The 25,395-nt window shown below is 46.9% G+C and carries 16 protein-coding genes; 3 read left to right on the top strand and 13 right to left on the bottom strand.

The features are described from left to right. Nucleotides 1-8 precede the first annotated feature (8 nt). The 7 genes from MN199_RS09570 to recC form a co-directional block, all read right to left on the bottom strand. On the bottom strand, nucleotides 9-341 hold the full coding sequence (locus MN199_RS09570; RefSeq protein ID WP_335739259.1) for an HVO_A0114 family putative DNA-binding protein: 333 nt from the start codon (nucleotides 339-341) through the stop codon (nucleotides 9-11). A gap of 264 nt (nucleotides 342-605) precedes the next feature. Further along, nucleotides 606-1,856, bottom strand: coding sequence for a type II toxin-antitoxin system HipA family toxin (locus MN199_RS09565; RefSeq protein ID WP_335739258.1), 1,251 nt, complete (start codon nucleotides 1,854-1,856; stop codon nucleotides 606-608). Then, nucleotides 1,853-2,158 (bottom strand): transcriptional regulator, encoded by a 306-nt coding sequence (locus MN199_RS09560; protein ID WP_335739257.1) that lies wholly within the window; start codon nucleotides 2,156-2,158, stop codon nucleotides 1,853-1,855. Before MN199_RS09560 ends, MN199_RS09565 begins: the two co-directional genes overlap by 4 nt. Before the next feature lie 403 nt (nucleotides 2,159-2,561). Beyond that, entirely contained in the window at nucleotides 2,562-4,016 is a 1,455-nt protein-coding gene (locus MN199_RS09555) for an NAD-dependent succinate-semialdehyde dehydrogenase (RefSeq protein WP_335739256.1), read from the bottom strand. Between the two features lie 35 nt (nucleotides 4,017-4,051). Then, the gene (gene recD / locus MN199_RS09550; protein ID WP_335739255.1) at nucleotides 4,052-5,992 is read right to left on the bottom strand and encodes an exodeoxyribonuclease V subunit alpha; all 1,941 of its coding nucleotides are present in this window, start codon (nucleotides 5,990-5,992) and stop codon (nucleotides 4,052-4,054) included. Next, complete coding sequence (gene recB / locus MN199_RS09545; protein WP_335739254.1) at nucleotides 5,982-9,680, bottom strand: exodeoxyribonuclease V subunit beta; 3,699 nt, start codon at nucleotides 9,678-9,680, stop codon at nucleotides 5,982-5,984. The genes recD and recB overlap by 11 nt, the downstream gene beginning before the upstream one ends. Beyond that, complete coding sequence (gene recC, locus MN199_RS09540) at nucleotides 9,677-13,123, bottom strand: exodeoxyribonuclease V subunit gamma (protein ID WP_335739253.1); 3,447 nt, start codon at nucleotides 13,121-13,123, stop codon at nucleotides 9,677-9,679. Before recC ends, recB begins: the two co-directional genes overlap by 4 nt. A 305-nt stretch (nucleotides 13,124-13,428) precedes the next feature. On the opposite strand from recC, the gene MN199_RS09535 reads away from it, so the two are divergent. After that, nucleotides 13,429-14,928, top strand: a complete 1,500-nt coding sequence (locus tag MN199_RS09535; RefSeq protein ID WP_132585657.1) for a peptide MFS transporter — start codon at nucleotides 13,429-13,431, stop codon at nucleotides 14,926-14,928. Between the two features lie 95 nt (nucleotides 14,929-15,023). Here MN199_RS09535 and MN199_RS09530 read toward each other — a convergent pair whose 3' ends face one another. Genes MN199_RS09530 through MN199_RS09520 form a run of 3 tightly spaced genes read right to left on the bottom strand, consistent with a single transcriptional unit; the run spans nucleotide 15,024 to nucleotide 20,105 of the window. Then, nucleotides 15,024-16,421, bottom strand: coding sequence for a YfcC family protein (locus tag MN199_RS09530; RefSeq protein WP_335739252.1), 1,398 nt, complete (start codon nucleotides 16,419-16,421; stop codon nucleotides 15,024-15,026). Beyond that, complete coding sequence (locus tag MN199_RS09525) at nucleotides 16,421-17,320, bottom strand: N-formylglutamate amidohydrolase (RefSeq protein ID WP_335739251.1); 900 nt, start codon at nucleotides 17,318-17,320, stop codon at nucleotides 16,421-16,423. The genes MN199_RS09530 and MN199_RS09525 overlap by 1 nt, the downstream gene beginning before the upstream one ends. A 49-nt stretch (nucleotides 17,321-17,369) precedes the next feature. After that, a complete protein-coding gene (locus MN199_RS09520; protein ID WP_335739250.1) occupies nucleotides 17,370-20,105 on the bottom strand; it encodes a TonB-dependent receptor in 2,736 nt (911 codons plus the stop codon). A gap of 132 nt (nucleotides 20,106-20,237) precedes the next feature. On the opposite strand from MN199_RS09520, the gene MN199_RS09515 reads away from it, so the two are divergent. Together MN199_RS09515 and MN199_RS09510 are read left to right on the top strand one after the other, a co-directional pair. After that, entirely contained in the window at nucleotides 20,238-21,143 is a 906-nt protein-coding gene (locus MN199_RS09515; RefSeq protein ID WP_132585669.1) for a LysR substrate-binding domain-containing protein, read from the top strand. Nucleotides 21,144-21,229: 86 nt separating this feature from the next. Next, the gene (locus MN199_RS09510) at nucleotides 21,230-22,153 is read left to right on the top strand and encodes a M14 family metallopeptidase (protein ID WP_335739249.1); all 924 of its coding nucleotides are present in this window, start codon (nucleotides 21,230-21,232) and stop codon (nucleotides 22,151-22,153) included. A 72-nt stretch (nucleotides 22,154-22,225) separates the two neighbouring features. On the opposite strand, the gene MN199_RS09505 is transcribed toward MN199_RS09510, so the two are convergent. From MN199_RS09505 to MN199_RS09495, 3 genes are all read right to left on the bottom strand, one after another. Next, nucleotides 22,226-22,945: a transglutaminase-like domain-containing protein gene (locus MN199_RS09505; protein WP_132585675.1), complete on the bottom strand. Its 720-nt coding sequence runs from the start codon at nucleotides 22,943-22,945 to the stop codon at nucleotides 22,226-22,228. A gap of 63 nt (nucleotides 22,946-23,008) precedes the next feature. Further along, nucleotides 23,009-23,725 (bottom strand): helix-turn-helix transcriptional regulator, encoded by a 717-nt coding sequence (locus MN199_RS09500; RefSeq protein WP_335739248.1) that lies wholly within the window; start codon nucleotides 23,723-23,725, stop codon nucleotides 23,009-23,011. 86 nt (nucleotides 23,726-23,811) lie between these two features. Then, nucleotides 23,812-25,377 (bottom strand): serine hydrolase, encoded by a 1,566-nt coding sequence (locus MN199_RS09495; protein ID WP_335739247.1) that lies wholly within the window; start codon nucleotides 25,375-25,377, stop codon nucleotides 23,812-23,814. Between the last annotated feature and the right edge of the window lie 18 nt (nucleotides 25,378-25,395).

The following is a 25,395-nucleotide window of genomic DNA, read 5'->3' as shown; positions in this document are numbered from 1 at the left end:
TATTCCTTTTATTCTAATGGCTGGATCAATAACAACATCGATTGATATCGCAGTTTTACCGCCAATCCATTTTGTGATTTTGTCATTTCAACCAAGTTGTACTTGCCCAATGTTTTCAATGTTCTCGACACATTACTGACCGCTCGGCCTGTCAGCATGGCCAGCTCAGTGATCGATTGCGGCTGTTGTTCAGCGATTACTTTTAACAACTGCTGGTTTTCTTTCGACAGCACATTGGCCACCGATTTCAGCGAGTCGAACCAGATATCAACGGGGTAATCGGGGTCTTGGCTTTGCCCTTTAATGCCAATCACGCAGCGCGATTGTTTTGCGTTTTTCATTGCTTTACTTGCATAGCTTACTCGAATCGTTTGCTCACTAGGTTCCCAGCAAGTAGATAAAACAGCGGTTGGCCAATAAAAAGACTGTACGCTTATACATAAGCTGCACATCTTATCAACTGCTGATAATAGCGCAAGGATATTTTCCGTCTTTGATGCGTCAGGCTGATCGCATGTATTCATCCCACGGCACGTGCCCCAGTACAAATGGATTCCGGAAATTCTATGTCTGCTAAAAAATGAAAATAGTGTTTCACTGACTCATTAAACGTTAAACGCCGATTGTTTCATGGTTTGCTCGGCTCGGCTGATCCCTAGCTGCTTAGCAACGGTTTGCCATTGCTTAACCGCAATTAATACTTCATCGTAAATTTGCGTGGCTTGGGTTTGCGAAAGTCGGAAGAAGTCTTTTACGTCAAACGCTAATTGGTAGTCTAAAGCGTTGTCTGCATCGGTAATATTCAGATGCAGGCCATGCTTACCCACTATCGGGTTTAAATCATAAGCGGGTGATAACTTCCAACCCTTCTTTGTTAATAAAAATCCATGGTTACGCAGGTGATCATCGGTGTTGGACACCGCAATATTAAACACGATACGACGCCATAGCTGTGCTAAATCAGCTTCGGTTTGTGCACCACAATTGGAAATAAATTCAGCAATCTCTAAGTAACTGGCACCTTGAGATTGTTCACCGTCATAGTATTGAAGCTGTGCCATAGCCGATGAAAAATGCAGCCGCTTTTCACCGTCGCGGTCAAACCGTTTTGTTAAAAATGTATGATGCCCAGAGGAAAATCGTTTAATCTCACTTGGAAACATGTCAACACCTGCCGCCAACGCCAATTCATAACAAACCATCTCCCACGCCCCCACGTCATGGGTATCATTTAAGTTGGGAAACTTGGCAATCCACAAGTGGCCTTGCTCATCTGTCACACAAGCCTTGGGCCTTGCACCACCTAATGATGAGCCTGGAGAAATCAGCATTTTCAACCAGCGGTAATACTCGTCACTGTCGATGTTATCGTCTTGTTCAATCTGCATTGCTGCGTGCTCTAGCTCTCGCAGAGAAGTCATTGGCGGCGCAGCAAATTCAGAATTGTCGTCCAAAAAAGCATCCGAGCCTACTCGCTTAAATCGAATCCCCCCCATCCGATAAGAGTCATGTACGCCCAGCAGGTAATCCAATTCGTTTAATCGACTTGTTGCTCGAATACCCTTGCGCGCCTCAATCGCCGCACGCCGCTGCATTAAAATACGCCCCCATCTATCAGGCGATGAATCAAGAAATGCGCGAAAGTTTTTATCGGCTTCATCGTTGTAAAGTTCACCGGAGTGAAGCGTCAGCATTGGATCAATTTGCAAGCGATAGGCTGAGGTTAAAAATGCTTTATCGTAGGCAAAACTAAACACGCCACCTCGGCTTGAATCGCTGTAAGCAAGCTGTCCTATTAGCAAAGGCGCTTCAATTGGCTGCCAGTCGGCATAGACTTCAACGATTTCACGGCTCATCTTGAACCTTCCAGTAATTTTATATTTTGCAGCTTGATACCCACTTCATCATGGGCGGCCATTTCTGCAAAGTTGCTTTCCATGCCAAGAACGGCCATCACCTTTAAGTAAGTGCCTATGGCAACGCCCGGATCACCTGCGAAGACTTTGTTCACGGTTTTATGGTCAAAGCCAGTACGTTCACACAGCAGCTTTTTTGTAAAACCACGTCGTTTCATAGCCAACAGCAAGTCTTCACCAAAATGAGTCAGGATTCTGCGCTGCTTTGGAAACAGTACATTGTGCAAATCACGCTTAGCCATATCACCAACCTAAGGGACTATATTCCCATTATTAAACCGTTAATGGGAATATAGTCCAACTTTGAAGCCCAAGCAACTCCAACAAGTTAAATGTGGGACTATATTCCCATTTTACTCATTATAATTGGATTTATATCCTACTTTTAGGTTTAGTTTGCGCGTTGGCCAAGCTATGTTGGCAGAAATCGCGCTCGATAAAGCGGTAACTCAGCAGGTTCATTTAACGAGGGGTTACAAAAAAATTACTACCAGTAGCAAGTGCATGCAACCATTGGTCAACAACGGCCTCAACTTCTGTACCCTCTGGCACGCAGGGCTCTACCGCGTTAGAGCAAACCAATATAGTGATGCCTTTATATTTCACTCAGTATTTGCCAACAAAGTGGTAACTAAAAGAAAAGTTTCAGGCCAATCCACCTAAACACAGGTATTTAATATCGGTATAATCGTCTAGGCCGTATTTAGAGCCTTCGCGACCGTAGCCTGATTGCTTTACCCCGCCAAAAGGGGCGGCGGCGTTAGATATTATGCCTTCGTTAATGCCAACCATACCGTATTGTAGTGCTTGTGCTACGCGAAATACGCGGCCGATGTCGCGGCTATAAAAATAAGCGGCTAAACCGTATTCGGTGTTATTGGCTTGCGTTATAGCCTGTTGCTCAGTATCAAATTGTTGAATGGCGGCAATAGGGCCAAATATTTCTTGCTGGGTTATGGCCATATCGGCGTTGATATTGCCCAGCACTGTAGGTTGGTAAAATAGCTCGCCGCTGCTGTCGCGTTTGCCGCCAAGTAATAAGGTTGCGCCAGCATCTAGTGCTTGTTGCTGCAGTGTTTCGGCTTTTTCTATCGCTTTTTTATCAATTAAGGGGCCAATTTGGCTGTTGCTGCTTAGGCCATTGGCAACCGTTAACTTAGCGACGGCGGGCAGCAACTTATCGATAAAGGCTTGATACACACTGCTTTGCACTAAAATACGATTGGCGCAAACGCAGGTTTGGCCCGCATTGCGAAATTTAGACGCTAATAAACCTTGCACAGCGGCGTCTAAATCGGCGTCGTCAAATACAATAAAGGGGGCGTTACCGCCTAGCTCCATTGATACCCGTTTTACGCCATTTGCGCATTGTTTTAATAATTGTTTGCCCACAGCGGTAGAGCCGGTAAAGCTGAATTTGGCTACTTTAGGGTGCTGTGTCAACACCTCACCGATGGCTTTTGCATCAGTGCCAACCACCACGTTAAACACGCCAGCGGGCACACCGGCTTGCTGGGCAAGTTCGGCTAACGCCAGTGCTGATAACGGCGTTTGCTGCGCCGGTTTAACCACAAAAGTACAGCCTGCGGCTAAGGCTGCGGCGGCCTTGCGTGCCAACATCGCATTAGGGAAATTCCATGGTGTTATTGCCGCCACTACGCCAACCGGTTGGCGCTGCACAATAATACGTTTGTCGGCCGAAGGCGCTGGAATAGTATCGCCATATAACCGCTTGGCTTCTTCAGCAAACCACTGCATATAAGATGCACCATAGGCAATTTCGCCTTTAGCTTCGGCCAATGGCTTGCCTTGCTCTAGGGTTAATAGCCGAGCTAAATCATCTTGATGTTGCATAACTAATTGATACCAGCGCTGCAAAATTTCAGCACGTTTACTGGCCGGTTGTGCTGACCAGCTAGCAAAAGCCTGATCAGCGGCTAGCACAGCTTGCTCGGCTTCTGCTGCACCGGCATCAGCAATGTTAGCTAATAGCTGCTGATTAGACGGGTTATGCACACTAAACTGCGTGTTATTAGTGAGCCAGTTTCCATTAATAAAACTGGCATTTTTTACCAATACGCCTACTTTTAGCTGTTGCATATAATGTCCTCTTAAAACGTGAGATGCGTGCGCGATTAAAGCCCGCTGCTGCGAGTAACTCGCTTAGCGATGGTTTGTTGAAAAATATGCGTATTCGCACACAACAAGGTAAGTTGCTGTTTAGCGCGAGTAATGCCGGTGTACAGCAGTTCGCGCGTTAAAATTGGGCTAAGCTCAGGCGGCAAAACTAAACAACAGTGAGTAAATTCAGAACCTTGCGATTTATGTACTGTCATCGCAAATGCGGTTTCTATGTCAGTTAATCGGCTGGGTAACACCCACTTTATACTGCCATCAGCAAGCTGAAATACGACACGTAATTTGCCAGTTAGCGGATCGAACAAGGTGATACCAATATCGCCATTCATTAAGCCTAAGCTATAGTTATTGCGCTGCATCATAACGGGGCGTCCGGCGTACCATTGCTGATTAGCATTAATTAGCCCCGCGGCCGTTAACCACTTGCTGATCAAGATATTTAAGCCTTCAACACCCCAGTCACCACTGCGTAAAGCGCTAAGTAACTGAAATTGACTATAGCAGCCCAGAAGAGCTTTTGCCCAAACATCTCGCTGGCTGTTATCCGCAGCCAATACGCTTAAATACTGACGATAACCGGCTACCACCGTATCTTTTAACGCGGCTAATTTTGTCTCAGCCAATAGCTGAATATCAGTAAATTGCGCAAATAACGCTATGGCATTGGTATCGCCGCGATTAACCGCGAAGGCCAGTTGGCCGATACCTGATTTTGCATCAAACCTATGGCTATGCCGTAGCATTACCGTAGCTTGATTAAGCACTGAGCCCGCACCGGCCCACGCCGCTAATGGCTGCTCAGAGTAAGGTTGTAATAAGGCTAAACTGCTGGCTTGATAGCCGCCGAGCTCAGCACCTCGGCATAAATCGCCCAGCACTGAGCCGGCCTCTACCGAAGATAGCTGATCTTTATCACCAAGTAATATCAACCTAGCCTGTGCCGGTAATGCATTGAGTAATGCCGCCATCATTTCTAAGTCAACCATTGAGGCTTCATCTACCACCAGCACGTCTAGACTTAGCGGTGCATCTGCATGATGTTTAAAACTGCGTCGATTAGGTAAAGCGCCAAGCAAACGATGCAAGGTGCTTACTTCGGTAGGAATAGCATGGCGTAAATGTTCGGGTAATTTGGCTAAAGCACCACTGATAGACTCCGTTAAACGTACCGCAGCCTTGCCCGTTGGCGCGGCTAATTTTATGTTTAACGGTTGCGCTGCCCCTTGCTGTAATAAGGCTAGTAGTTTTACTACCGTAGTGGTTTTACCCGTGCCAGGCCCACCAGTAATAATGGCAAAACGCCGCTGCAATGCCATAGCACAAGCTAGCTTTTGCCAGTCAGGTTCGGTTGCAGCACTAGGTGTCGCAGCGGTAAATAAGCTTGCTAAGCTTTGCGCCACCTTGGGCGCTATCGGCAACACGGCTTCTACTCTTGTGGCAATACCTTGTTTTACTTGCTGTTCGGCTTGATACAAGCGGTTTAAATATAGCCGATTGTCCAGCCAAACCAAGGGGGCAGCGGGTTCACCTTGTAACCAAGGGCTAGCAGCTAACGCTTGCTGATAATCTTGCCGTGTTAAACCCATTAACAGATTAGACGGCCGGTCGGTAAAACGCTGCAAAAACTGATTTTGTGGCGGTAAACTCAATAACGCATCAGGATCAGAGATAAGATCACTGAGTAAAATACAGCTATGGCCTCGACCATACTGATGACAGAGTAATGCCGTGAGCAACCAGATTAAAGGTTGTGGCTCGGTTGCCAGTTGATTAAGCGTTTGCGGCAGCTGCATATCTAAGGCTCTTAGCCAGCGTCGGTCTACCCAGCGCTGCAACAAGGCTTGCATCTGTTTCAGTTCCGTTAAGGTGCTAGTACTAGGCTGGCTAACCGCAGGCGCGGCTAATGGCGCGTCGTCATTAAATAAATTAATTTGCATTGGCATCGTCCGTTACCGGCTGGCCGGAAAAGAGTTTATCTAATTGCTGTAGCAGGGCAAAAGGCGCCGTAAGTTGCAGCTGGCCTTGCTCTGGCGCACGCACAAACCAATAAAAAGCACCACCGAAATAACGTTCTGGCGCGGCTAAATAGCCAGGTTGACGCAACTTTAATAACCTATGTAGCGCCAGCATATATAGCGCGGCTTGCACGTCATAGCGCCGTGCTAGCAGCGCCTGTTGCATGTTCTCTAGGTTATAGTCGCTGTTATTTGTACCTAACCAATTTGATTTATAATCCAGTACCCAATAGCGTTGGTCTTTAGCTTGTAAGGTCAAGTCAATAAAGCCTTTTAACATGCCATTTAAGGTATCGGGTAACAACGCTGGCCTTGGCACGCCGGGCAAAATAGCTTGGCTAATATAATGATCAAGCTTGCGTACATTAACCTGCTCGGTTTGCAACCAAAACTCTAGCTCCGCGCGCACCGTTTGTAACTGCGCTAGGCTTTGGTTAATGCCGGTTAATGGTACTTGCAGCATTTGTACTAACCAAGGCTGTAATACCGGCTGCCATGGTTGCCAGTTGTAGCGCGTTAGGTGCTGCTGCAATAAGCCGCTAATAAAGGTCGCGTCACAATGCGCAAAACCCTGCTGCTGTGCATCTTCAAGTAATTGGTGTAAAAACGTACCCGGCACAGCGCCGCGAGGGAAATCATGCATACTTTGCTGTTGCTCGCTATGCAGTAATGGCTCGGTAGATTCTTCCTGTAATAGGTTATCTAGCGCCGTATCTGCGGCCAGTGCCGAGGGCATATCAGTAGTGCTGGCCATGGCGCCTTCGGTGCGCAGTGCAGAATAACTGGCTATCCACCAACGCTCACGTCGCAGCGGCGTGCTTAGCCGCAGCGCTGGCGTAAGTTGCTGCAGTGGTGCGCTCACTAGCCCAGCGTGTGCCGCTGGCATAACTTGTTGTTGCCAAGGCAGGCCCGCCAAAGCGGCCGTTAAATCGGCATTAGTGCATTCTGGCGGTAAATTTAATAAATAGCCCAACGCGCTTTGTGCCAGTTTAGATTTTTTGCTATTACCTTCGCTAAATACCGCTAAGCCTAGCCAGCAGGCATAAACCGGCCGAGTTAGTGCCACGTATAATAAACGAATATCTTCTAGTAACCTGCCACGCTCAGCTTGTTCAAGTGCCGCATCGTCGGGCGTGAGATCGAGTATCATTTTTTCGCCATCAAAATAGCGCTGCGGTCGATCTTTTTTCGCCGCCTTAAAACCACAAATAAAGGGTAGAAACACCAGGTTATATTGCAGACCCTTACTTTTATGAATGGTCACCACCTGCACTAATTGCTGATCGCTTTCTAGTCGCAGTTGTTGCTCGTCATTAGCCGAGCCTTTGTCTAGCTGCTCGTTTAGCCAACGAATTAAACCGGTTTCACCGTCACGTTGCGCACTTTCGCTTTGCAGTAGTTCGGCTAAATGTAATACGTTAGTTAGGCAGCGCTCGCCGTAATCTTGCGCTAGCCATTTTGCTGGCAGGGCAAAATAATGCAGCCAAGCACTGACCATCGCTAGCACGCCTTTTTGCCGCCAAATTTGTCGAAAATCTCGAATTTGCTCGGTAAGTTGCTCCCACGCTAACTCGTCATTAAGCCAGTGTTGCAGCTGACCATCGGTATTAGCAGAGAGTGGCAGCGCTAAGGCCGCGCGCAGTAAATTGTCATCTTCTAACTGATGACAGGCTCGTAACCAATACAGCACAGCGCTGGCCTCAGCACTTTGAAAAATAGACTCGTTATCTGATAAATATACCGAACGCACATTGCGCAGGCTAAGCTGTTGCCGCACTAATGCGGCTTCGTGGCGATCACGCACTAAGATGGCAATATCAGACGGTTGCAATGCACTAAGCTTACCGCTTTCGTTAACAAAGCCGGTGTTACCGGCAGCAGCTTGTTGCAGTAATAAGGTAATTTGGTTGGCGCAAGCTTCGGCCATTAGCGTTTGGTAGCCGCCTTTTTTTAGCTCGCCCTCGTTAGCTTCAATTCGCCAGTAATTAAGTGCAGGCACACTTTGCCCTGCTTGTTGTAACTGCGTGTTTTTGCCCTGTGCGGCAACATTAATAAACGGCAATGGGGTGGTGTCGGCCAAACCAAAACCAAAGGCCCCGCGCGCTAGCTCGGCTTGGTTAAATAGCTGATTAACCGCATCGACTAGCGGTTTAGTTGAGCGAAAGTTTTTACTTAAACTGTAATGCCGCCCTGCCGTTAGGCTGCGCGCCTGTAAATAAGTATATAAATCGGCACCACGAAAGCTATAAATAGCTTGTTTGGGATCGCCAACCATAATTAACGCATTGGTTTGGCTACTAACATCTGGATAAATGGCGCGAAAAATCGCGAACTGTATCGGATCGGTATCTTGAAACTCATCTACCATTGCCACCGGATACTGGCTACGAATTCTGGCGGCCAATACCGCACCGCCTTCGCCTTTAAGTGCTTGATGCAACTGCAGTAACAGATCATTAAAATCGAGCTCGGCGCGCTGCTTTTTTCGCTGTCTAAATTCAGCCGCTAACCACAGCGCCGCATGCTGGCGCACATTAATCGCTAACTGTGGCTTGGCATTAAGTAATTCAAGCACCGCATCTAGTTGGTTAAATAACGCATGGCTAACTAGCGGTTGACCTTTTTTTTGTGCCGCCGCTAAGTTAGTAGCGCTGTACTTAAGCACCATTTTGGCAAACTCGGCTTGATGATCATTAAACTGCGCAGGCTCGGCTAACTGCGCTTGCCACCATTGTCGCTCTGCTTGCCAGCTTGGCGCTTTAAATTTATTGCCATTGAGCCAACTATTAGCAAAAGCATCGTCGAGTAACTGCAAAACATCGGTTTGCAATAGCGGTTGTATCTGCTGGCATAGCTGCTGCATTTGCTGTTGCCACTGCGCTAGTGGCGCGGCAACTTGTTCGGGGCTAAGCGGCGCAGGCAAAGGTTTACCGTTAGCATTAAACTGCATATTTACCGCATCGGCCTGCAACCAAGGCTGAATATCCGCTAGTAGCGCTTCTGGCGACTTGGCAATATTACCTAACTCACCAAGTAATTGGCCGTCGGTTAATGGATATAAAAACCGCCGCCAATAGTCACAGGCTAGTGTGTGCAACAACTGCTGGTTGTCGTCGCTAAGCTGCTCGCCAAAGGCCATACCGGAATCGAAGGCATGTTCCGCCAACATGCGCTGACACCAGCCATGAATGGTAAAAATAGCGGCTTCGTCCATCCACTGTGCGGCACGCTCTAGTACACCAGCGCAAGACGGATATTGCGCTGTGTTATAGCTTTGCAATAAGCCATTAAGAATTACGTCGGTGCTGCTGCCAACACGAAATGCGTCAGCGGCTTCGACTAACCGCGCCCGTATCCGATCACGTAGCTCTGCGGTTGCAGCGCGGGTAAAGGTAACCACTAAAATATCTGGCGGCGTTAAGGCATGGCTAAACGCGGTGGCATTGTTTGGCTCTGCCGCATCGGCGGGTGCAGCTTGACCATGACCAAGCACTAAACGTAAATAGAGTGCCGCCAAGGTATAGGTTTTACCCGTACCGGCACTGGCTTCAATTAGCCGGTTGCCGTGCAGTGGAAAAGTTAACGCATCTAACTGCTGCACACGACTCATGGCTTACCTCTTTGGTTGGTATTGCTGGCGGTTGCCTCTTCACCCGCAATATTGCTTTGCAATAGTGGGCCATAAACTTGCTGCGCCCAATCGGTAAAACCTGCGGCCATTAGGCTAGCAAAATCGGGGTAATAGCGGGTAAGTTCTGGCGCATTGTCACGTTCGCCTGCACGCTTATAACCGCCTTCAAATACTTCACGGCTTTTGTTTTCATCTTGAGTTTGTAAATAACACAGCGCAGTTTTTGGCATCAGTGGTAAGGGCTGTAACAAACCGCTTTGCCAGCTTTGTACTAGGTTAATAAGTTGCTGTTGCGCCGCGCCAGTAGTTTGCGGTAATAGTTGTACGGCGTCGTCTAAGCCATACTGATAAATGGATACGGCTTCGCCTTGAGCATTAGCCACCAGCTGCTGCAACCAGGCACCACGCAGTGTGTGCCAACGCAAAGCGCCGTTATCGCGCACTGCCGTTGGCCGCAGTAAAATAAGCGCCTGCTGGCCAGCATCACCTTGATATAGGTTAGCTAACGTATCGTTTAGCGCTATGCCCGCGGGTTGCAATTGCAGTGTTAATGCCTGTTCGCGGCGTTGCCAAGTAATGCCGCTGGCACGATAGCGGGCAAAAACCACTTGTGCTTCACGAACAATTTGTGCCCCAGCTATTTGACCAAACAATGCCAATGGTAACTGCGCTTGGCGGGCCAGTTGGGCAATAGCCTGTTCAAGGTTAAACTCAGGTTGTATTAGCAGTTGATCGAGCAGCTGCATTTTTAATTGATACAACTGCAAGGTATTAAGCACAAAGGGTTCGGTATCTTCGCCGCTCAGTTCTGAGCGATAAAACCGTGTTTTAAAACGTTGGCTTAAATAGTGCCGACAGGGGTTAGCTAAAAAATCATCGAGTAAGCGCACACTGAGTAACGGTAAGGGTTCGCTGCCTTCTGCAAACACACCTTCTGACAAGCTGCTTTGTAGCACGCTACCTTGATGCGCCGCCTGCCATTCATGGGCATAGGTTGCATAGCTGCCATTAAAGTACTGCGCCGAAAACGGCTGTAATGGATAAGTATGGCTTAGGCTATCGGCGACGCTTTGCTCAGTGCCGGTATGCCAGCCGCTGTTAAGTAGATCGCGCAGCTGGTTCACTAATACACTGGGCGGCAGCTCGCTGTTATTGCGTATATTGCGCCCTACCCAGCTGATATAAACCGCTTCGCGGGCGCTTAGTAGTGCTTCTAAAAACAAATAGCGGTCATCATCGCGCCGTGAACGATCGCCAGGCCGATAATCATAGGCCATTAAATCAAAGTCGTCGCGCATGCGGGTACGAGGGTAGTCACCATCATTTAAACCCAATAAATAAATACGTTTAAACGGAATGGCCCGCATTGGCATCAGCGTAGAAAACGTTAAGCTGCCCGCTAAAAAGCGCTGGCTTAAGCCGCTTTGGCTAGCTTGCTCTAACCACGCTTCGCGCAGTACCGGCAAACTAATATCGCCGCTAAAGTCACCACTTTCGGCCGCGCTAACTAACTGCGCTAGCGCGTCACTTAAGCGGCTATAAATTAGCTGGTCTTGTTCATCGGCAAAATCAAACAGGCTTAGCAACAGCCCCTGCTCTGATAACATTAGCTGCTGCCAGCTGAGTAAACTTTGGGCTTTAGCCTGACTAATAATGCTAAACCAATGCTTTAGCTGTTGAATAAATTGCAGCACTGCGCCAAGTTCAGCCGCCGCTAAACCGGCCACTTCTGCGTAGGGTGCACAATTTTGCCACGGGGTTTCATCACCCATTGCAAAACCTAACAACATACGTTCAATACCAAACATCCAGCTATAACTGCTATCTAGCTCGCCCAGCGCTAAACCGGCGCGTTGCTCTGCATCTAGCCCCCAGCGCACGCCCGCTTCACTAAGCCATAGCCGTAACTGCGGCAAGGCTTCGGGGTTAATATTAAAACGCCGTTGTATGGCTGGCACATCGAGTAGATCGCTCATTTCACTTAACGCAAAGCGCTGTGTGGGCAAATCAAGCAGATATTCCAGTGCGACTAACAAAGGTTGGCTGCCGCGCAGACTTTGATCAGCTAAGGTATAGGGTAAAAAGCGTGGGTCGTCTTGCGCTAAACGGCCAAACACGGCATGCACATGGCTTTGGTACTGGCTAATATCAGGCGTCATAATAATAATATCGCGCGGTTGCAAGCTGGGGTTAGCAGCAAAGGCGGCAATCAAATTATCTTGTAAAATTTCCACTTCGCGCTGGCGACTATGGGCAATATGAAAGCTAATACTCTGATCTGACGCCGCTAACAGTCTCGCTGGGTTAGGCATGGCTTCTAGCTCTAACATACCTTGTTGCAGCTGAGCTAGTAACCCCAGGCTGGCAACGTTAGCACTAGGCTCAGAAAATAAGTCGATACGGCCATTAAACCAATGCTGGTATTGCTCGGGTTGATCAAATTGGTCAAGCAAGCTTACATAATCTCGGCCTTGCTTACCTAAGCTAGCCAGTAACACTGGGGCATGTAAATATAACGCATCGGCATCGAGCTGTGCCGGTAAACCTGGTTTACGTTGATGGCGTTTTTGCGCACCACGCATTTCATCTTTAACGTTGCTAATGTCGCCCCAAAAATGCCGGCATGGGTTAAGTACGGTTAATAACACCTGACGCTGCGCACCTAATGCGGCCAGTAGCTCTACTGTTTGCTGTGGTAATGACGACACACCAAACACAATAATGCGCTCTGGCAGTAAATCTGGCCTAGCTAATTGGCCTAAGCGTAGCGCACTAAGCGCGGTACTATGAATGTCGGCACGGCTAGAATAGGCATTGTCCGCGCTATGGCTGGCGAGTTGTTGCTGCAACAGCCGCCATAATGCCGGTTGCCATAACTGATCGACCGGTACGTGTTGTTGCTTGCTGTTTGGCAGTAAATCGTGGCCGTCGCGCCAGCTTTGCAGCCAGTCGGCACGATACACCTGATATTGATCGAGTAAATCGGCTAAGCGCAGTGCCAGCTGATAGCTTTTTCTGCCATCGTTGTCATCCTGCAAATAACGTTGCAGCGGCGCAAAAACCTCAGCGCTAAGCTCGGGTAACAAGCCCAGAATACGCCAACTTAAGTTGTTTTTATCATAGGGTAAGCTTTTTGGAATGCTATCACCCAACACGGCGCGATAGAGCTGCCAGACAAACTGGTTAGGCAGCTCTACTTGCAAACCGGCAGCTATGCCAGGATGGTTATTGGCGGTTTCGGCTAAGGCCATTTTTAGCCACTGTGCAATACCATTACTTTGCACCAATATTTCTTCAGTGCCTAACACCGATATCGGATGGCTGCTGATCCACTGCACTAAAAGTTCGCGCAGTGTTTCAAGTTGATTACTATGGATCACCACAAAACCGGGCTCTAGCATGCTATTTCTCGGGTAAAACATGATGCAGCCAGATTAGCACAGCCAGCAACAAATCAGCTACCTTAGGCTTATGATTACTTAGGGAAAATGGCGCAACAACCTAACCAGCTAGCCCGCAGCAACGCTCAACTATGCGGATATTTTTCTTGTTTTGTTAGCTAACAATTATGGTATTGCGCGTTAAACGCGTTTATTCTTCGCCAGCCGTGTTAATTACAACTGTATTTTGTGTCATAAATTCAGTACGACACAATAACGAAAACGTGCGTTCTTTTCGGTTAGCTGACAACAACAATAAGCAGCGCCGACTTAATAGGGAGGGTTTTATGAGTACAACCACCACAACGACAAGTTTTACTGATCTATGGGGGCACCCCAAGCCACTATGGATGCTTTTTATGGCAGAATTTTGGGAGCGTTTCGCCTTTTATGGTATTCGCTGGGCATTAACGCTTTATATTGTGGCACAATTTTTTGCTGGTGACGCCTCAGGTGAAGCCTACGCCTCAAAAACCTATGGTGCTTATTTAGCCTTGGTTTATGCCACGGCCATTTTTGGTGGCTATGTTGCCGACCGAATAATTGGTTATCAGCGCTCTATTTTACTTGGCGCGGTGGTGATGTCGGCTGGCCTATTTATGATTATGCTGCCAAACCAGCAACTATTCTTGCTAGGTTTAGCGGTTATTATTGTTGGTAATGGCTTGTTTAAGCCAAACATATCATCGTTAGTGGGCCAACTTTATGCGCCACAAGACGAACGCCGTGACCGTGGTTTTACCATATTTTATATGGGTATTAACATGGGCGGTTTTTTAGCCCCACTATTAACCGGCTGGTTAGCCAGTGAAGTGTTCGGCACACCGCAATATCAAAACTACAAAGTGGTGTTTGCTGCAGCCGGTATTGGTATGTTGTTAAGCACCTTCTGGTTTTTCTTAGGCCGTAGACAACTAATGGGTTTGGGTAAAGTACCTGCGGATAAGCCAGCGACTAAAATGATGGCCTATGTTATTGCCGGTATTTTAGTGGCTATTCCAGTTGTTTACGCATTAATGGCTTATGTTGGTGCCGAAGCATTGGCGTGGTTATTAGGCATCATGTTTATTATTGTGGCGCTAATGCTATTAATGGAAGGTAAAACCGAAGGCAAGGTGCAAATGCACCGCGTACTGGCGTTACTTATTTTATTTGGTTTTAACGTAACATTTTGGATGTTTTTCGAACAAGCCGGTTCGTCGTTTAACTTTTTAGCGCAAAACTTGGTAAACCGAGATCTGTTTGGTGAGGGCGGCTTTGTCTTTCCTACCGGTTGGTTTCAGTCGGTTAACTCATTGGCTATTTTAGCCTTTGCGCCTGTTATTAGTTACATTTGGTATCTAACCGCGAAAAAAGGCATTGAGCCGTCTATCCCACGTAAGTTTGGTTTTGGCTTATTAGGTAATGCGGCGGGTTTCTTAGTATTAATGTATGCGTTAACGTCATTAGTTGATAGCAACGGTATGATCCCATTTTGGCCTTTAGCTGCCTGTTACGTGTTTCAAACCATAGGTGAGTTATGTTTATCGCCAATTGGTTTATCTATGGTAACTAAGCTAGCGCCAGTGCGTTATGTTGGCTTAGCTATGGGCGCGTGGTTCTTAAGTATTGCTACAGGTAACAACTTATCGGGTTTATTAGCCGGTGAAATATCGGGTGAAACGGGTATGACTGTTGAGTCAGCATTATCGGGCTTTAGCTTTAGTTTTTATTTGTTAGTGGGCGCAGGTATTTTACTGTTACTTATTGCGCCATTAATTAACAAACTGATGCACGGTATTAAGTAACCCACTACACCTGCGATATGGCTGGCACTGCTGCTCAATTATAAGAACAGCAGTGCCATGTTACTACTTACAAGCTGCAAGACTTAGGCTTTATCTTAAAAGCCAATGTACACAGCAAACATCAACATTATGCAGGCCATTAATGCAAAGATGGCGACCAAAGGTGCAACAAAGCGCGCCCATTGGGTCCAACCCACTTGTGCAGTGGCTAAATAGGCCAGCAAGGTACCAGAGGTTGGTGTAATCATATTGGTAATACCATTACCGAATAAAAACGCTAACACGGTATTTTGCCCAGATACACCAGCTAGCTGCCCCATTGGCCCTAAAATAGGCATACTAACAGCAGCTTGACCTGAGGTTGATGGGATCATCACGTCTAGCAGCAACTGTGAAAAGAACATGCCCATGGCCGCAAAATAGGGGTTATCTTTACCTACTAACGACACTAAACCATGCACTACGCTATCCAGTACTTGGCCATTCTCTAAGGTAATAGCAATAGCCATGGCTAAGCCAATTAAAATGGCTGCCAACAAGATTTTTTTCATGCCGGAAACAAAGGCATCGGCCGCAGCACTAGCACCCATGCCGCTGATCAGGCTAAGTAACATGCTTAGCCCTAAATAATAGGCGGTTAACTGCGGGTTATGCCATTGCCATGTTGTTGATGCATACACTAACCCCGCCACACCCACACTTAAGGTGAGTAACATTAGTACATGACGTAGGCTAAGTTTCGCGCTATTAAAAACCAGATCCGCTTGCTGTTTAAACCCAGTTTTACGAATAGCATAGAGTACAAAGAGCACACCAACGACTAAAAAGCAGACAAAAAACACCGCGCGCATACCGGCGCCGCTAAACACCGGCAAGCCTAGTAGTGGCTGAGCAATAGTTAACGGCAGTGGGTTAGTTACTGAGGATAAATAACCCACCTTTACCGCTACGGTAACAATAGCCAAACCAATTAACGGCGGCATATCGAGCCGCCTAACTAGCTCTACCATTAACGGAATAATTAATAGATATTCAGAGGCTAAACCTAAAAACGTGCTACCTAAGGCAAAAATGGTCATCAAAAAAATGACGAGGCCATATACATTACCTCTTACCATGCTAAGCACTCGCTCAAGCCCCGCATCTACCGCGCCAGAGGCGTTTAAAATGCCAAACATGCCGCCAATAACTAGCACCATAAAAATAAGGCCGCCACCACGCTGCAAGCCTTGCGGAATAGCCATCAGTATATCTACCGCCCCTACTGGCCTTGCTTGTTGTGCTGGTGCGTTTTTAACGCTGCCTAAAATATGCAACACCGAGCGGTCTTTATCGATAGTTTGATAGCTATCTGGCACCACTAAGCCATTAGCACGCTGATAACTACCTGAGTCGAGCACATAGGTTAAGGCTGCGGCAATAAGCAGAATAAACAACAATACCACTATTGGGTTGCGCGGTTTAGCTTGGTTAGCAGCTGGCAAAGAAGGCATTATTCGTCCTTAGTATTTACGGCAAGATAAGACTGAATATACGCAGTCGCCTGCGCAGTAATATGCTGCAAGTGTTGCTGCAGCTCAGTAAAGCCTTGATGCGGGCTAAATGCCGCTTCATCCATATACAGTTTACGATTAATTTCAATTTGTAAACTATGCCGCTGTTGGGCAGGGTTAGCATAACACTGGGTTAAATAACCGCCTTTATACGGATAATTTAAACTGACGTTATAGCCCAGCTGGCTAAAAGCTTCGACAATTACCGCGGTAAATTCAGCACTTGCCGACTGGCCATCACGATTACCAATAACAATATCGGCTCGGGGTGTGCCAGCGTCGATATTCATCGCATTGCCATAAGATTTCATTGAGTGGCAATCAATATGCCACACGGCACCAAACTGTTGGTAATACTGATCTAACAGCTGCTTTAACCGCTGATGATAAGGTTGATAGTATCGCGCAAGGCGTTGCTGTACCTGTGTTACGGTTAACGCGGTTTTATACATGGCTTGCCCAGGTAACGCCCATTGCCGCAGCAAGCCCATACCACGGCTACTATAGGCAGTAGGGTTAAGTGCGCTTGGCCAACTACCCTCTAGCATATCTGGGCTAATATCGTCAGGGGCGCGGTTCAAATCTATGTACATTCTTGATACTTGCGCCGCTAATAGGCTAGCGCCCTGCTCGGCGGCAGGTAGCCACAGTTCATCAATAAACGCATCCCAGCCGCTTTGTAACTGCGCCACACTGGCTAGCGTATTAAAGTCTGTTGGCAATTGCATACCACTGTGCGGTGAATCAAATACCAGTGGTAATGGCTGCTGCGGCAAATACAGCTGATAGCTTTCACTGCTTTCTGCCGGTGCAGTGCTAATGGTTGTGTGTAACGTCATGGCGTAGGTCCAACGCCGAGCGGCTAATAGCCGCTCGAACGGGTTAGTATTAGAACTCGTAACTTAGCTGCAGATATAAGAAGCGGCCCACGGCATTGTAAGTTTGCTGGTCAAAGTTAATATTTACGTTAACTAGTGACACCGGTGGCTGCTTATCAAACAGGTTATTCACCCCGACACGCAGCGCCAAACCCGGCTCAAACTTATAGCCAGCTGAAACACCGTGATAAGCGATGGAGCCAATATGGCGTGGCGCATTAGCGAAGGTTTCAGTACTGTCGCCAATGTAGCGTACGTTATAGGCTGCCGACCAAGCGTCATACTGCCACTGTGCCGATAAAGTACCACGCCATTCTGGGTAGGCCTCGCGTACGCCAGCGCTACCTGCTTTATCTAGCACCACTTCGCTGCCGTCATTTAACGTAGATACTTCAAGCAGTTCGTTTAACTTACTAACGCTGGCAGTAAAATCCCAACGGCCAATTTCGCTGTTAAGCCGATACCGCGCTACCGCATCTACACCGGTTACTTCGGTACGGTTTAAGTTAACTGGGCCATCGGTTACGTTACTAATTTTACCGTTAGCTTCGCGACTAATAACGTTACAGTTACGGCCGGTAAAGGCACATAAATCAAGTAAGTTTTGCGTACCAAAGGTACTGATAGTGTTTTCAATCTGAATATTGTACCAATCTAGCGTAATGCTAAAGTTTTCTAGCTGCGCTGGCGTATACACAATACCGGCTGAACGATTTACTGAGGTTTCTGGTGTTAACTGTAAGTTGCCTCCTACGGTAATAGGCACGTTAGCTTCGTCTTGCACATAGCCGGCTGGCACACCACTACAGCCTACTAAGGTTTTATTGGCCGAGCAGGGATCGGTTACTGGCGAGAATGATTCACGCTCACCTTCATATAATTCTAACAACGATGGCGCACGGAAACCTTGTGCCCAAGTAGCACGCAACATCACGTCGGTTATGGGTCGATAAACCAGACCAACCTTGCTATTAGTGGTGCTGCCAAAGGTGCTGTAATCCGAATAGCGGCTGGCAAGATTTAGCTCTAAGTATTCGGCGAATGCCACATCAGCCAGTAGCGGAATATTAAATTCAGCATAGGCTTCGTACAAATCGTACTGGCCTTCGGTGCCGGTGCGTGGTGATGAGGATGTGGTGTTATAATTGGTTACCCGCGCGGCTGAGTTAATAATTTGGTCAGGCGTATCAGTGCCCTTCTCTTTTCGATATTCACCACCTGCGGCCATTAATAAATCACCAGCAGGTAAGCTGGCAATAGCGTTGGTTAGGTTAAAACGACCATGCAACTGTTCAGTTTTATTTTCATCATGGCCAGTAAAGTTAATGTAATCGACCATTTGTGCGGTTAACGGGTTAAACATATTTACCGGTACACAACCTGCTTGTAAATCACTAATATCAGCGGTAATGCCGGTTGCATCACAGGCACGCAGGCCTAGGGCTAACTTGTCAAAATGCATCTGGTTATAAGAGGTAAAGCTGCCTTTGTTTTGCGCCCAAGAGGCAAACGCATCCCAGCGCCAATCGCCGGGCAAATAGCCTTCAATACCTAAACCAACGCGATCGGTTTTCACCTTTTGTTCATTACGACGCAGGCCGTTATCAACAAAAAAGTTAGTTAATACAAAATCGTTGCCGGAAAATTCCACACCAAACGGGTTAACTCTGGGGTCATTGGCAATAATAAAACCACGACTGCCGTTTACTGTTGGAATAACAGAAGAAAACTGCTGATCTGAAGTGCGCTCGTTATGTAAGGCTTCAACCCGCACTACGGTGTCAGTAAACACGCCCATATCACCAAGTTGAAATACGCCCTGACCGTACAAACTTAAGCGCTCACTAGGTCCAACCACGTAGTTGTCGTAGTAGCGATTAAAACGATCGTTGGTGGTAGCTGCACGCCAGTTAGCAATATTATTACCATCAGCATTAGGATCACGGGTAATGCCCTGCGCTGGAATAGTAAAGCCAAGCACATTGCTTAAATTATTTTCACGAAACAAACCTTCTGCGCTACCGAGCGGCAAGCCGTTTAGTGGTAAAGCAGTTAGTGCACGATCTTGAGTCATTATCGGCTTTTGCTTGGAATAGCTAGCCGAGAACATCAGGTTATGTGCGCCAATATCGGTGCCGACTACGCCATCAAGATTAATGGTTTCGCGATCACTTTTGCTGGTCTGGCCAACATAGGCTTTAACTTTAGCGCCCGAGTAATCTTTTAAGGTTTGAATATTAACCACACCGGCAATAGCGTCAGCGCCATAAATAGCAGTAGCACCATCTTGCAACACTTCAACGCTATCAATAATGGCATAAGGAATGGTATTTAAGTCGACAAAGTCACGAAAGCCACGGCTACCCGCACCATTAACCCAGCGGTTACCATTCACTAAAATTAACGAGCGGTTTTCGCCTAAATTACGCAAATTAACACTGGCCGTACCATGGCTAGTACCCGCGCTGCCGTTGTCATTTAAACTGCCACCCACTGCAGGCATATCTTGCAGCACGTCGCCTAACGATAACGCGCCCTTAACTTCCATATCTGCTTTAGTTAAGGTTTGTATTGGGCTGCCTTCGGTTTCATCACGGCGAGAAATGCGCGACCCGGTTACCGAAATTACCTCTACTTTAGCTTCTTGTTCGCTATTAGCGTCCGTTTGCTGCGCCTGCGCTGGCAATGCCGCCATACCGTACATAGCAAGCATTAGCACTGATAAGTTGTAGCCTTGTCGTTTCATTTAATCACCCTGCTGCAATTAAGTTATAGTTATTCTGTTTAAATGAAAGCTAGCAAAGCCGTTTTACCTATGCAATATTATGATTAATAGTTATGCATGCATAACACTTTGCTATAGCCAAGAGCGCAGCCTATGTTAAACCTAAGAAGCCTAGAAAGTTTTCGCGCGATAATGCAAACCGGCTCAGCCACTGCTGCCGCCAAGCAAATGGGCCTAACTCAGCCCGGTGTTAGCCGTTTACTCGCTTCGCTAGAAGAGCTGGTGGGCTTTCAGTTATTTTATCGCGAACACAGCCGCTTGCTACCTACCGATGAAGCTCGGCTTTTAAGCACTGAAATTGACGTATTACTTAATAACGCAGACCGCTTTCTTGCCTTAGCACAAAGCATGCGTCGAATTGACAGCGGCTCGTTAACCATAGTGGCACCCGCCAGCTTTAGCTCAGGCCCATTAGCAGATGCTATTGCCAGTTTTATTACTCATTATCCGTCTATTTCTATTAGCATTGATTCACACAGCCCGCAGCAAGCACGAGACTTAGTGGCCCAGCGCTCAATCGACTGCGGCTTTATTCAGTTACCTGAACAACACCCAGGCTTAATTAGCTACCCTATACTTAGCAGCCCTATGGTATGCGCAGTGCCAGCCCAACATAAACTAGCCACGCAAAGCCGCATTGATCTTGCGCAGTTGGCCAGCGAGCCATTAATTATGCTGGGTCAAGGTAGGCCGTCTAGGCTGAACTTAGAGCAGTTATTTCGTCATGCTGGCATTAGCATGCAAATAAAACTTGAAACGCATAACGTGGCAACTGCCTGCGCCTTTGTAAAACGTCAATTGGGCATTGCCATTATTAATCAGGTATTAGCCACTCAATATCTTGATAGTTCGATAAAATTGGTACCCCTTAGCGACACGGTTTCGCATCAATATGGCTTTATTCATTCAGCGCACGCGCCCATGCCGCGGCTAGTAAAAGCGTTTTATCAGCATTGCTTGGTGTTTTTTAACGGGCCCACGTCAGAGAACTTAGGTTAACTGCATTTCATAGCAGCAACCTAGCCGCGGGCAAAAACACAATGTTATAGTGGACGCACGTAGCAAGCTGTAATATAGGATCACAGATGAACAAAATTTATCATATTGGCACCGTGGGCCAGCCGTGGGGCGACGCTGAAAAAGTGCAATGGCTAAACGAGCAAACGATTAAACGTAGCTTTTTTGACGAAGTATTACCCAGCATTAATGCCCTAAAAGCCGAGTTCGATATTGAGCAATATGGCGAGCTAAATTATCAACAGATTAGCGGCAAAACCTACCCTTTGTATGCGGTAAAAAGTCGTAACTGGCAAAGCAATAAACCCACTATTTTAGTCTCCGGCGGCGTGCACGGCTATGAAACCAGTGGTGTGCACGGCGCGCTTCGGTTTTTACAAACTAAAGCTAAAGCTTACAGCACAACAGTTAATATTCTGGTATTACCTTGCATTAGCCCTTGGGGTTACGAAACCATTAACCGTTGGAACCCAGAAGCGATAGATCCAAACCGTAGTTTTGGCGCAAACGGTAAAGCGACCGAAGCACTGCAAGCTAAAGCCTATTTAACCGGCTTAAAACAGTCTTTTGCACTACATATCGATTTGCATGAAACCACCGATAGTGACAACAGTGAGTTTCGCCCAGCCAAAGCCGCGCAAGATGGCAGCGTAAATAAAAACTGGAATATTCCTGACGGCTATTACACCGTAGACGACAGCGAACACCCAAGCCCAGCATTACAAAAAGCCATTATTGATGCGGTAAGCAAAATTACCCATATTGCTGAGGCCGACGAAAACGGCAAACTGATTGGCGAACCCATTCAGCAGCTGGGTGTAATTAACTATGCCAAAGCCAGCTTGGGTTTATGCGGCAGCGTTACCGATGCGCCTTTAGTAAGCACTACTGAGGTTTATCCAGATAGCGCAACAGCAACCCCTGAGCAATGCATACAAGCGCAAGTAGCCGCAGTGTGTGGTGCGCTGGATTATTTGTTAAGCCAAAATTAATATTCCCTAGTCAGTTAGCAGACACACTGCTAACTGACTAGTATTAGATTTGTGTAGGCTAATTATGAGGCTTTATTTACTATTAGCAGTTAAACCATATTGCCGAATACGTTTAACGTTGTAATTAATTAAGTGCCGAAACACATAGCGATACAGCCACTTTTTTATACCACGCAAATTACTACCATGCTTGGCATAAAACTGATCTGGGCTAGCAAAAACGCCAAAGTCATCAGCAATACCCTCAGCCTGAATATAAGTACTGTTATTATTAAATTCGTTATTTGGTTTTTGTAAACAAGGTACGGCAATGCCATAACCACTAAAGTTTTTACAGTCACCAAAAGCACTTTGCACCTGACTTAAAAATGCCTGATCAATAATAAAGCCTTCAATATTAAGCCAGGTGTCATCAAGCAACACTTCAACCCAGCTATGCAAAATACGCTTTGGTGCTAATAGCATTAAAAACCGAGGAATAGCACCACGCTGCAATGCGTTGTAAATAGTAAACCCATGTAAGCGACAGGGTATATCTAGTGCACGTAATAACGCCATAAATAACGAACTTTTAGTATTACACTGGCCGTAACCGTTTGCCAATACTTCACTGGCCGCAATATTGTCATCATGGTTATAGCCGAACTTTATCTCATCTCGCACAAAGTAATAAACCTGCTGCACGGCTTGCTGTTGGTTTAGCTTACGCCAACCTTTTTGCTGAATAAGCTGCTGAATACTGGCATCTTGGTAATTAAGAATAAGCGTTGTTGTGGTAAGTGGCTTGGTCATACTAACCTCCTGAGTAAAGAGGCAGTTTAATTAGTGCTGCGGTTTAAAAATTGAATAAACTGGCTATCGTGCGACAAAACTGTTTAACAGTTGTTTACTGGTCATGCCAAAAGTAGTTTTAATGGTGCGGCTTAAGTGTGCGCTATCGCTAAAACCCGCCTTGTAGGCAGCATCTGTCGCACTGGCGCCATGTTTTATCGCTTGTACTGCACAAACAAGCCGGCGCCATAATAAATATGGCCGCCACGCTATACCTAACTCGGCTTTAACTAAATGTAAAAATCGGCTTTCAGACAACCCTAACGTTGCTGCAATGTCTTTTGCGCGCCACTGCTCTGGCTTTACACATTCACCGTTAAGGCAACTATCTAGCTTTGCTAACAATGCCAACAAACGGCGATCTTGGCATTGATAAGGGTTATATTTTAAGGCTGTTATTAGTGATTGAAAACCGCTTAGCTGTTGCTGCAGCGCTTCTAGTTGCGCATCAGGTGCTACCCTTGGTAACTGACTAGGTAACTCGCTGATGGCCTCACCTAAGCGGCTTTCTGGCTCAGCCAAAATTATCCAACCACTGGGCATAACAAGCTGATGCATATCATTTGGCTTAATAACCACACCAGTTAGCAGTGGCAACCCGTTTAACAAGCTGTCTTGGCTTGGCAAACAAAGCTGCCATAGCTTATGTTGGTGCGGGCGTGCATCGATTGACTGACCATACGCAATCACCATTCCGGGTGAAAAATAAGACACGCTTTGCGCTGCGCTTGCGTTAACCACTCTAAACGTCCTTATCTTTACTCATCAACAGCTACCCGCGTTGGCTTATATAGCCCTTTAATTCACACCGCTGGCGGTAACCCTGTTTAAGGCTGCTTGTTCAGTTTTAAATTATGAAAGTCAAAACTAAAGTCGGTAAAGTCGGCAATAGCTTCCATCGTGGCGCTATTAATATTGCCTTGGTTATCACGGCTAAAACGGATATAAGCATCAGCTTCTAATAACGGCTCGTTCCAACGCACAATAAAGGTATCGCCGTCATAATGCTCTAACACACCCTTTAGCATTTCGGTGTGAGCAAAACTAATATGCAACTGTTCGGCTTGCTGGCTAATGGTAACGTTGCCATACCAGCTGTCTTGATATTCTCCAGCATAATGCGCCTGTGTTAAGGCTGGTGTTTTATTCGCTACAGGTTTAAGTTTAAAATTGGTTTTTTCTTGCATAAATGCTTGGTACTGTTTTGTTTGCAAAGCCAGCCAGTCGGTGTCTGGTAGGTTAAGTACGTCTTCTAGCGCCTCTTCGGTTATGGTGGTTAGGCCTTGAAACGCTTGCTGGTTAGACAGCACCGTAATGGCGAAATTTTTCTCTGGTATCAAAGTGGTTAATGACAGCATGCCCAGGATACCACCGCTGTGCGAAACGTGTTTTACACCATGATAATCTTTAACAAACCAGCCCATGCCATAACCCCTAAAGTGGGTAGCTTGCGGCCCCGGCTTGGCCGCCACCGGCAGCGGCGTTGTTAGTTGCCACATTTGCGCTAACTGCGCGGGTGCAATAATTTGTTTACCATCAGCGGTTTTGCCTTCATTCAGCAATGTCAGTAGCCAGTTGCCCATATCATTGACACTAGATAAGGTGGCACCAGCTGCGGCAAAGTCTTGCAGATAATCTAGCGCAAAGCGCTGCACTTCGCCTGCGTATTCAATATTACCAATGGCAATATTGGTAATATTCGGCGTTAGGTTATCAAAACCGATTACGCTATTGTCCATTTGCAGCGGTTGGAAGAAATTCTCAGCGATATATTGCGCATAAGGCATGCCTGATACCCGCTCAATCAGCAGGCCTGCGCTAACAAACATAAGATTATTGTAAGCAAAGCGCTGCCGCAGATCGGCGGCTATCGGTAATTGTGCTACGCCAGCTAATATTTGCTCTGAGGTTTTATCGGTATTTGGCCAGATCATTAAATCACCTGCACCTAAGCCTAAGCCGGTGCGATGGCTTAACAAATCGCGGATGGTTACCGTTTGGGTTAAATGCGTATCGACTAAGCGAAACTGGGGCAAATGCTGAATAACCTTGTCATCCCAATCTAGCTTTTTTTGTTCAACCAATTGTGCGATAGCTGCTGCGGTAAAAGCTTTAGTATGTGAGGCAATGCCAAACAAGGTATCTGCTGTTACTGGCTGTTGGTTTGCTAAGTCACGAATACCAAAGCCTTCGGCTAACACCACCTTGCCATCTTGTACTGCCACTACGGCAAGGCCAGGAATATTAAACGCTTGCAGACTTGCCTGCGCGGTATCGCGAATTTTCTGGTCTAAAGTAATATCACTGTGAACAATGCTGCTAGTAGTAGAGCTACAGGCTGATATTAGTGCGCTTAATAGAGAGACGCTAAGAATTTTGCTGATTGCGTGCATAAGGGTCCGCTAGCCTAA

This window comes from Rheinheimera metallidurans (assembly GCF_036983985.1).
In the GTDB taxonomy this organism is placed as follows: Bacteria; Pseudomonadota; Gammaproteobacteria; order Enterobacterales; family Alteromonadaceae; genus Alishewanella; species Alishewanella metallidurans.
This window is presented reverse-complemented; position numbering and strand designations above follow the sequence as displayed.

What these genes read in the sequence shown, in the direction of transcription:
- MN199_RS09560 (WP_335739257.1), bottom strand. Translation starts at nt 2,158, where the DNA reads ATGGCTAAGCGTGATTTGCACAATGTACTGTTTCCAAAGCAGCGCAGA.
- MN199_RS09565 (WP_335739258.1), bottom strand. Translation starts at nt 1,856, where the DNA reads ATGAGCCGTGAAATCGTTGAAGTCTATGCCGACTGGCAGCCAATTGAA.
- MN199_RS09515 (WP_132585669.1), top strand. Translation starts at nt 20,238, where the DNA reads ATGTTAAACCTAAGAAGCCTAGAAAGTTTTCGCGCGATAATGCAAACC.
- recB (WP_335739254.1), bottom strand. Translation starts at nt 9,680, where the DNA reads ATGAGTCGTGTGCAGCAGTTAGATGCGTTAACTTTTCCACTGCACGGC.
- MN199_RS09505 (WP_132585675.1), bottom strand. Translation starts at nt 22,945, where the DNA reads ATGACCAAGCCACTTACCACAACAACGCTTATTCTTAATTACCAAGAT.
- recC (WP_335739253.1), bottom strand. Translation starts at nt 13,123, where the DNA reads ATGTTTTACCCGAGAAATAGCATGCTAGAGCCCGGTTTTGTGGTGATC.
- MN199_RS09510 (WP_335739249.1), top strand. Translation starts at nt 21,230, where the DNA reads ATGAACAAAATTTATCATATTGGCACCGTGGGCCAGCCGTGGGGCGAC.
- MN199_RS09555 (WP_335739256.1), bottom strand. Translation starts at nt 4,016, where the DNA reads ATGCAACAGCTAAAAGTAGGCGTATTGGTAAAAAATGCCAGTTTTATT.
- MN199_RS09520 (WP_335739250.1), bottom strand. Translation starts at nt 20,105, where the DNA reads ATGAAACGACAAGGCTACAACTTATCAGTGCTAATGCTTGCTATGTAC.
- recD (WP_335739255.1), bottom strand. Translation starts at nt 5,992, where the DNA reads ATGCAAATTAATTTATTTAATGACGACGCGCCATTAGCCGCGCCTGCG.
- MN199_RS09535 (WP_132585657.1), top strand. Translation starts at nt 13,429, where the DNA reads ATGAGTACAACCACCACAACGACAAGTTTTACTGATCTATGGGGGCAC.
- MN199_RS09525 (WP_335739251.1), bottom strand. Translation starts at nt 17,320, where the DNA reads ATGACGTTACACACAACCATTAGCACTGCACCGGCAGAAAGCAGTGAA.
- MN199_RS09530 (WP_335739252.1), bottom strand. Translation starts at nt 16,421, where the DNA reads ATGCCTTCTTTGCCAGCTGCTAACCAAGCTAAACCGCGCAACCCAATA.
- MN199_RS09570 (WP_335739259.1), bottom strand. Translation starts at nt 341, where the DNA reads ATGAAAAACGCAAAACAATCGCGCTGCGTGATTGGCATTAAAGGGCAA.
- MN199_RS09495 (WP_335739247.1), bottom strand. Translation starts at nt 25,377, where the DNA reads ATGCACGCAATCAGCAAAATTCTTAGCGTCTCTCTATTAAGCGCACTA.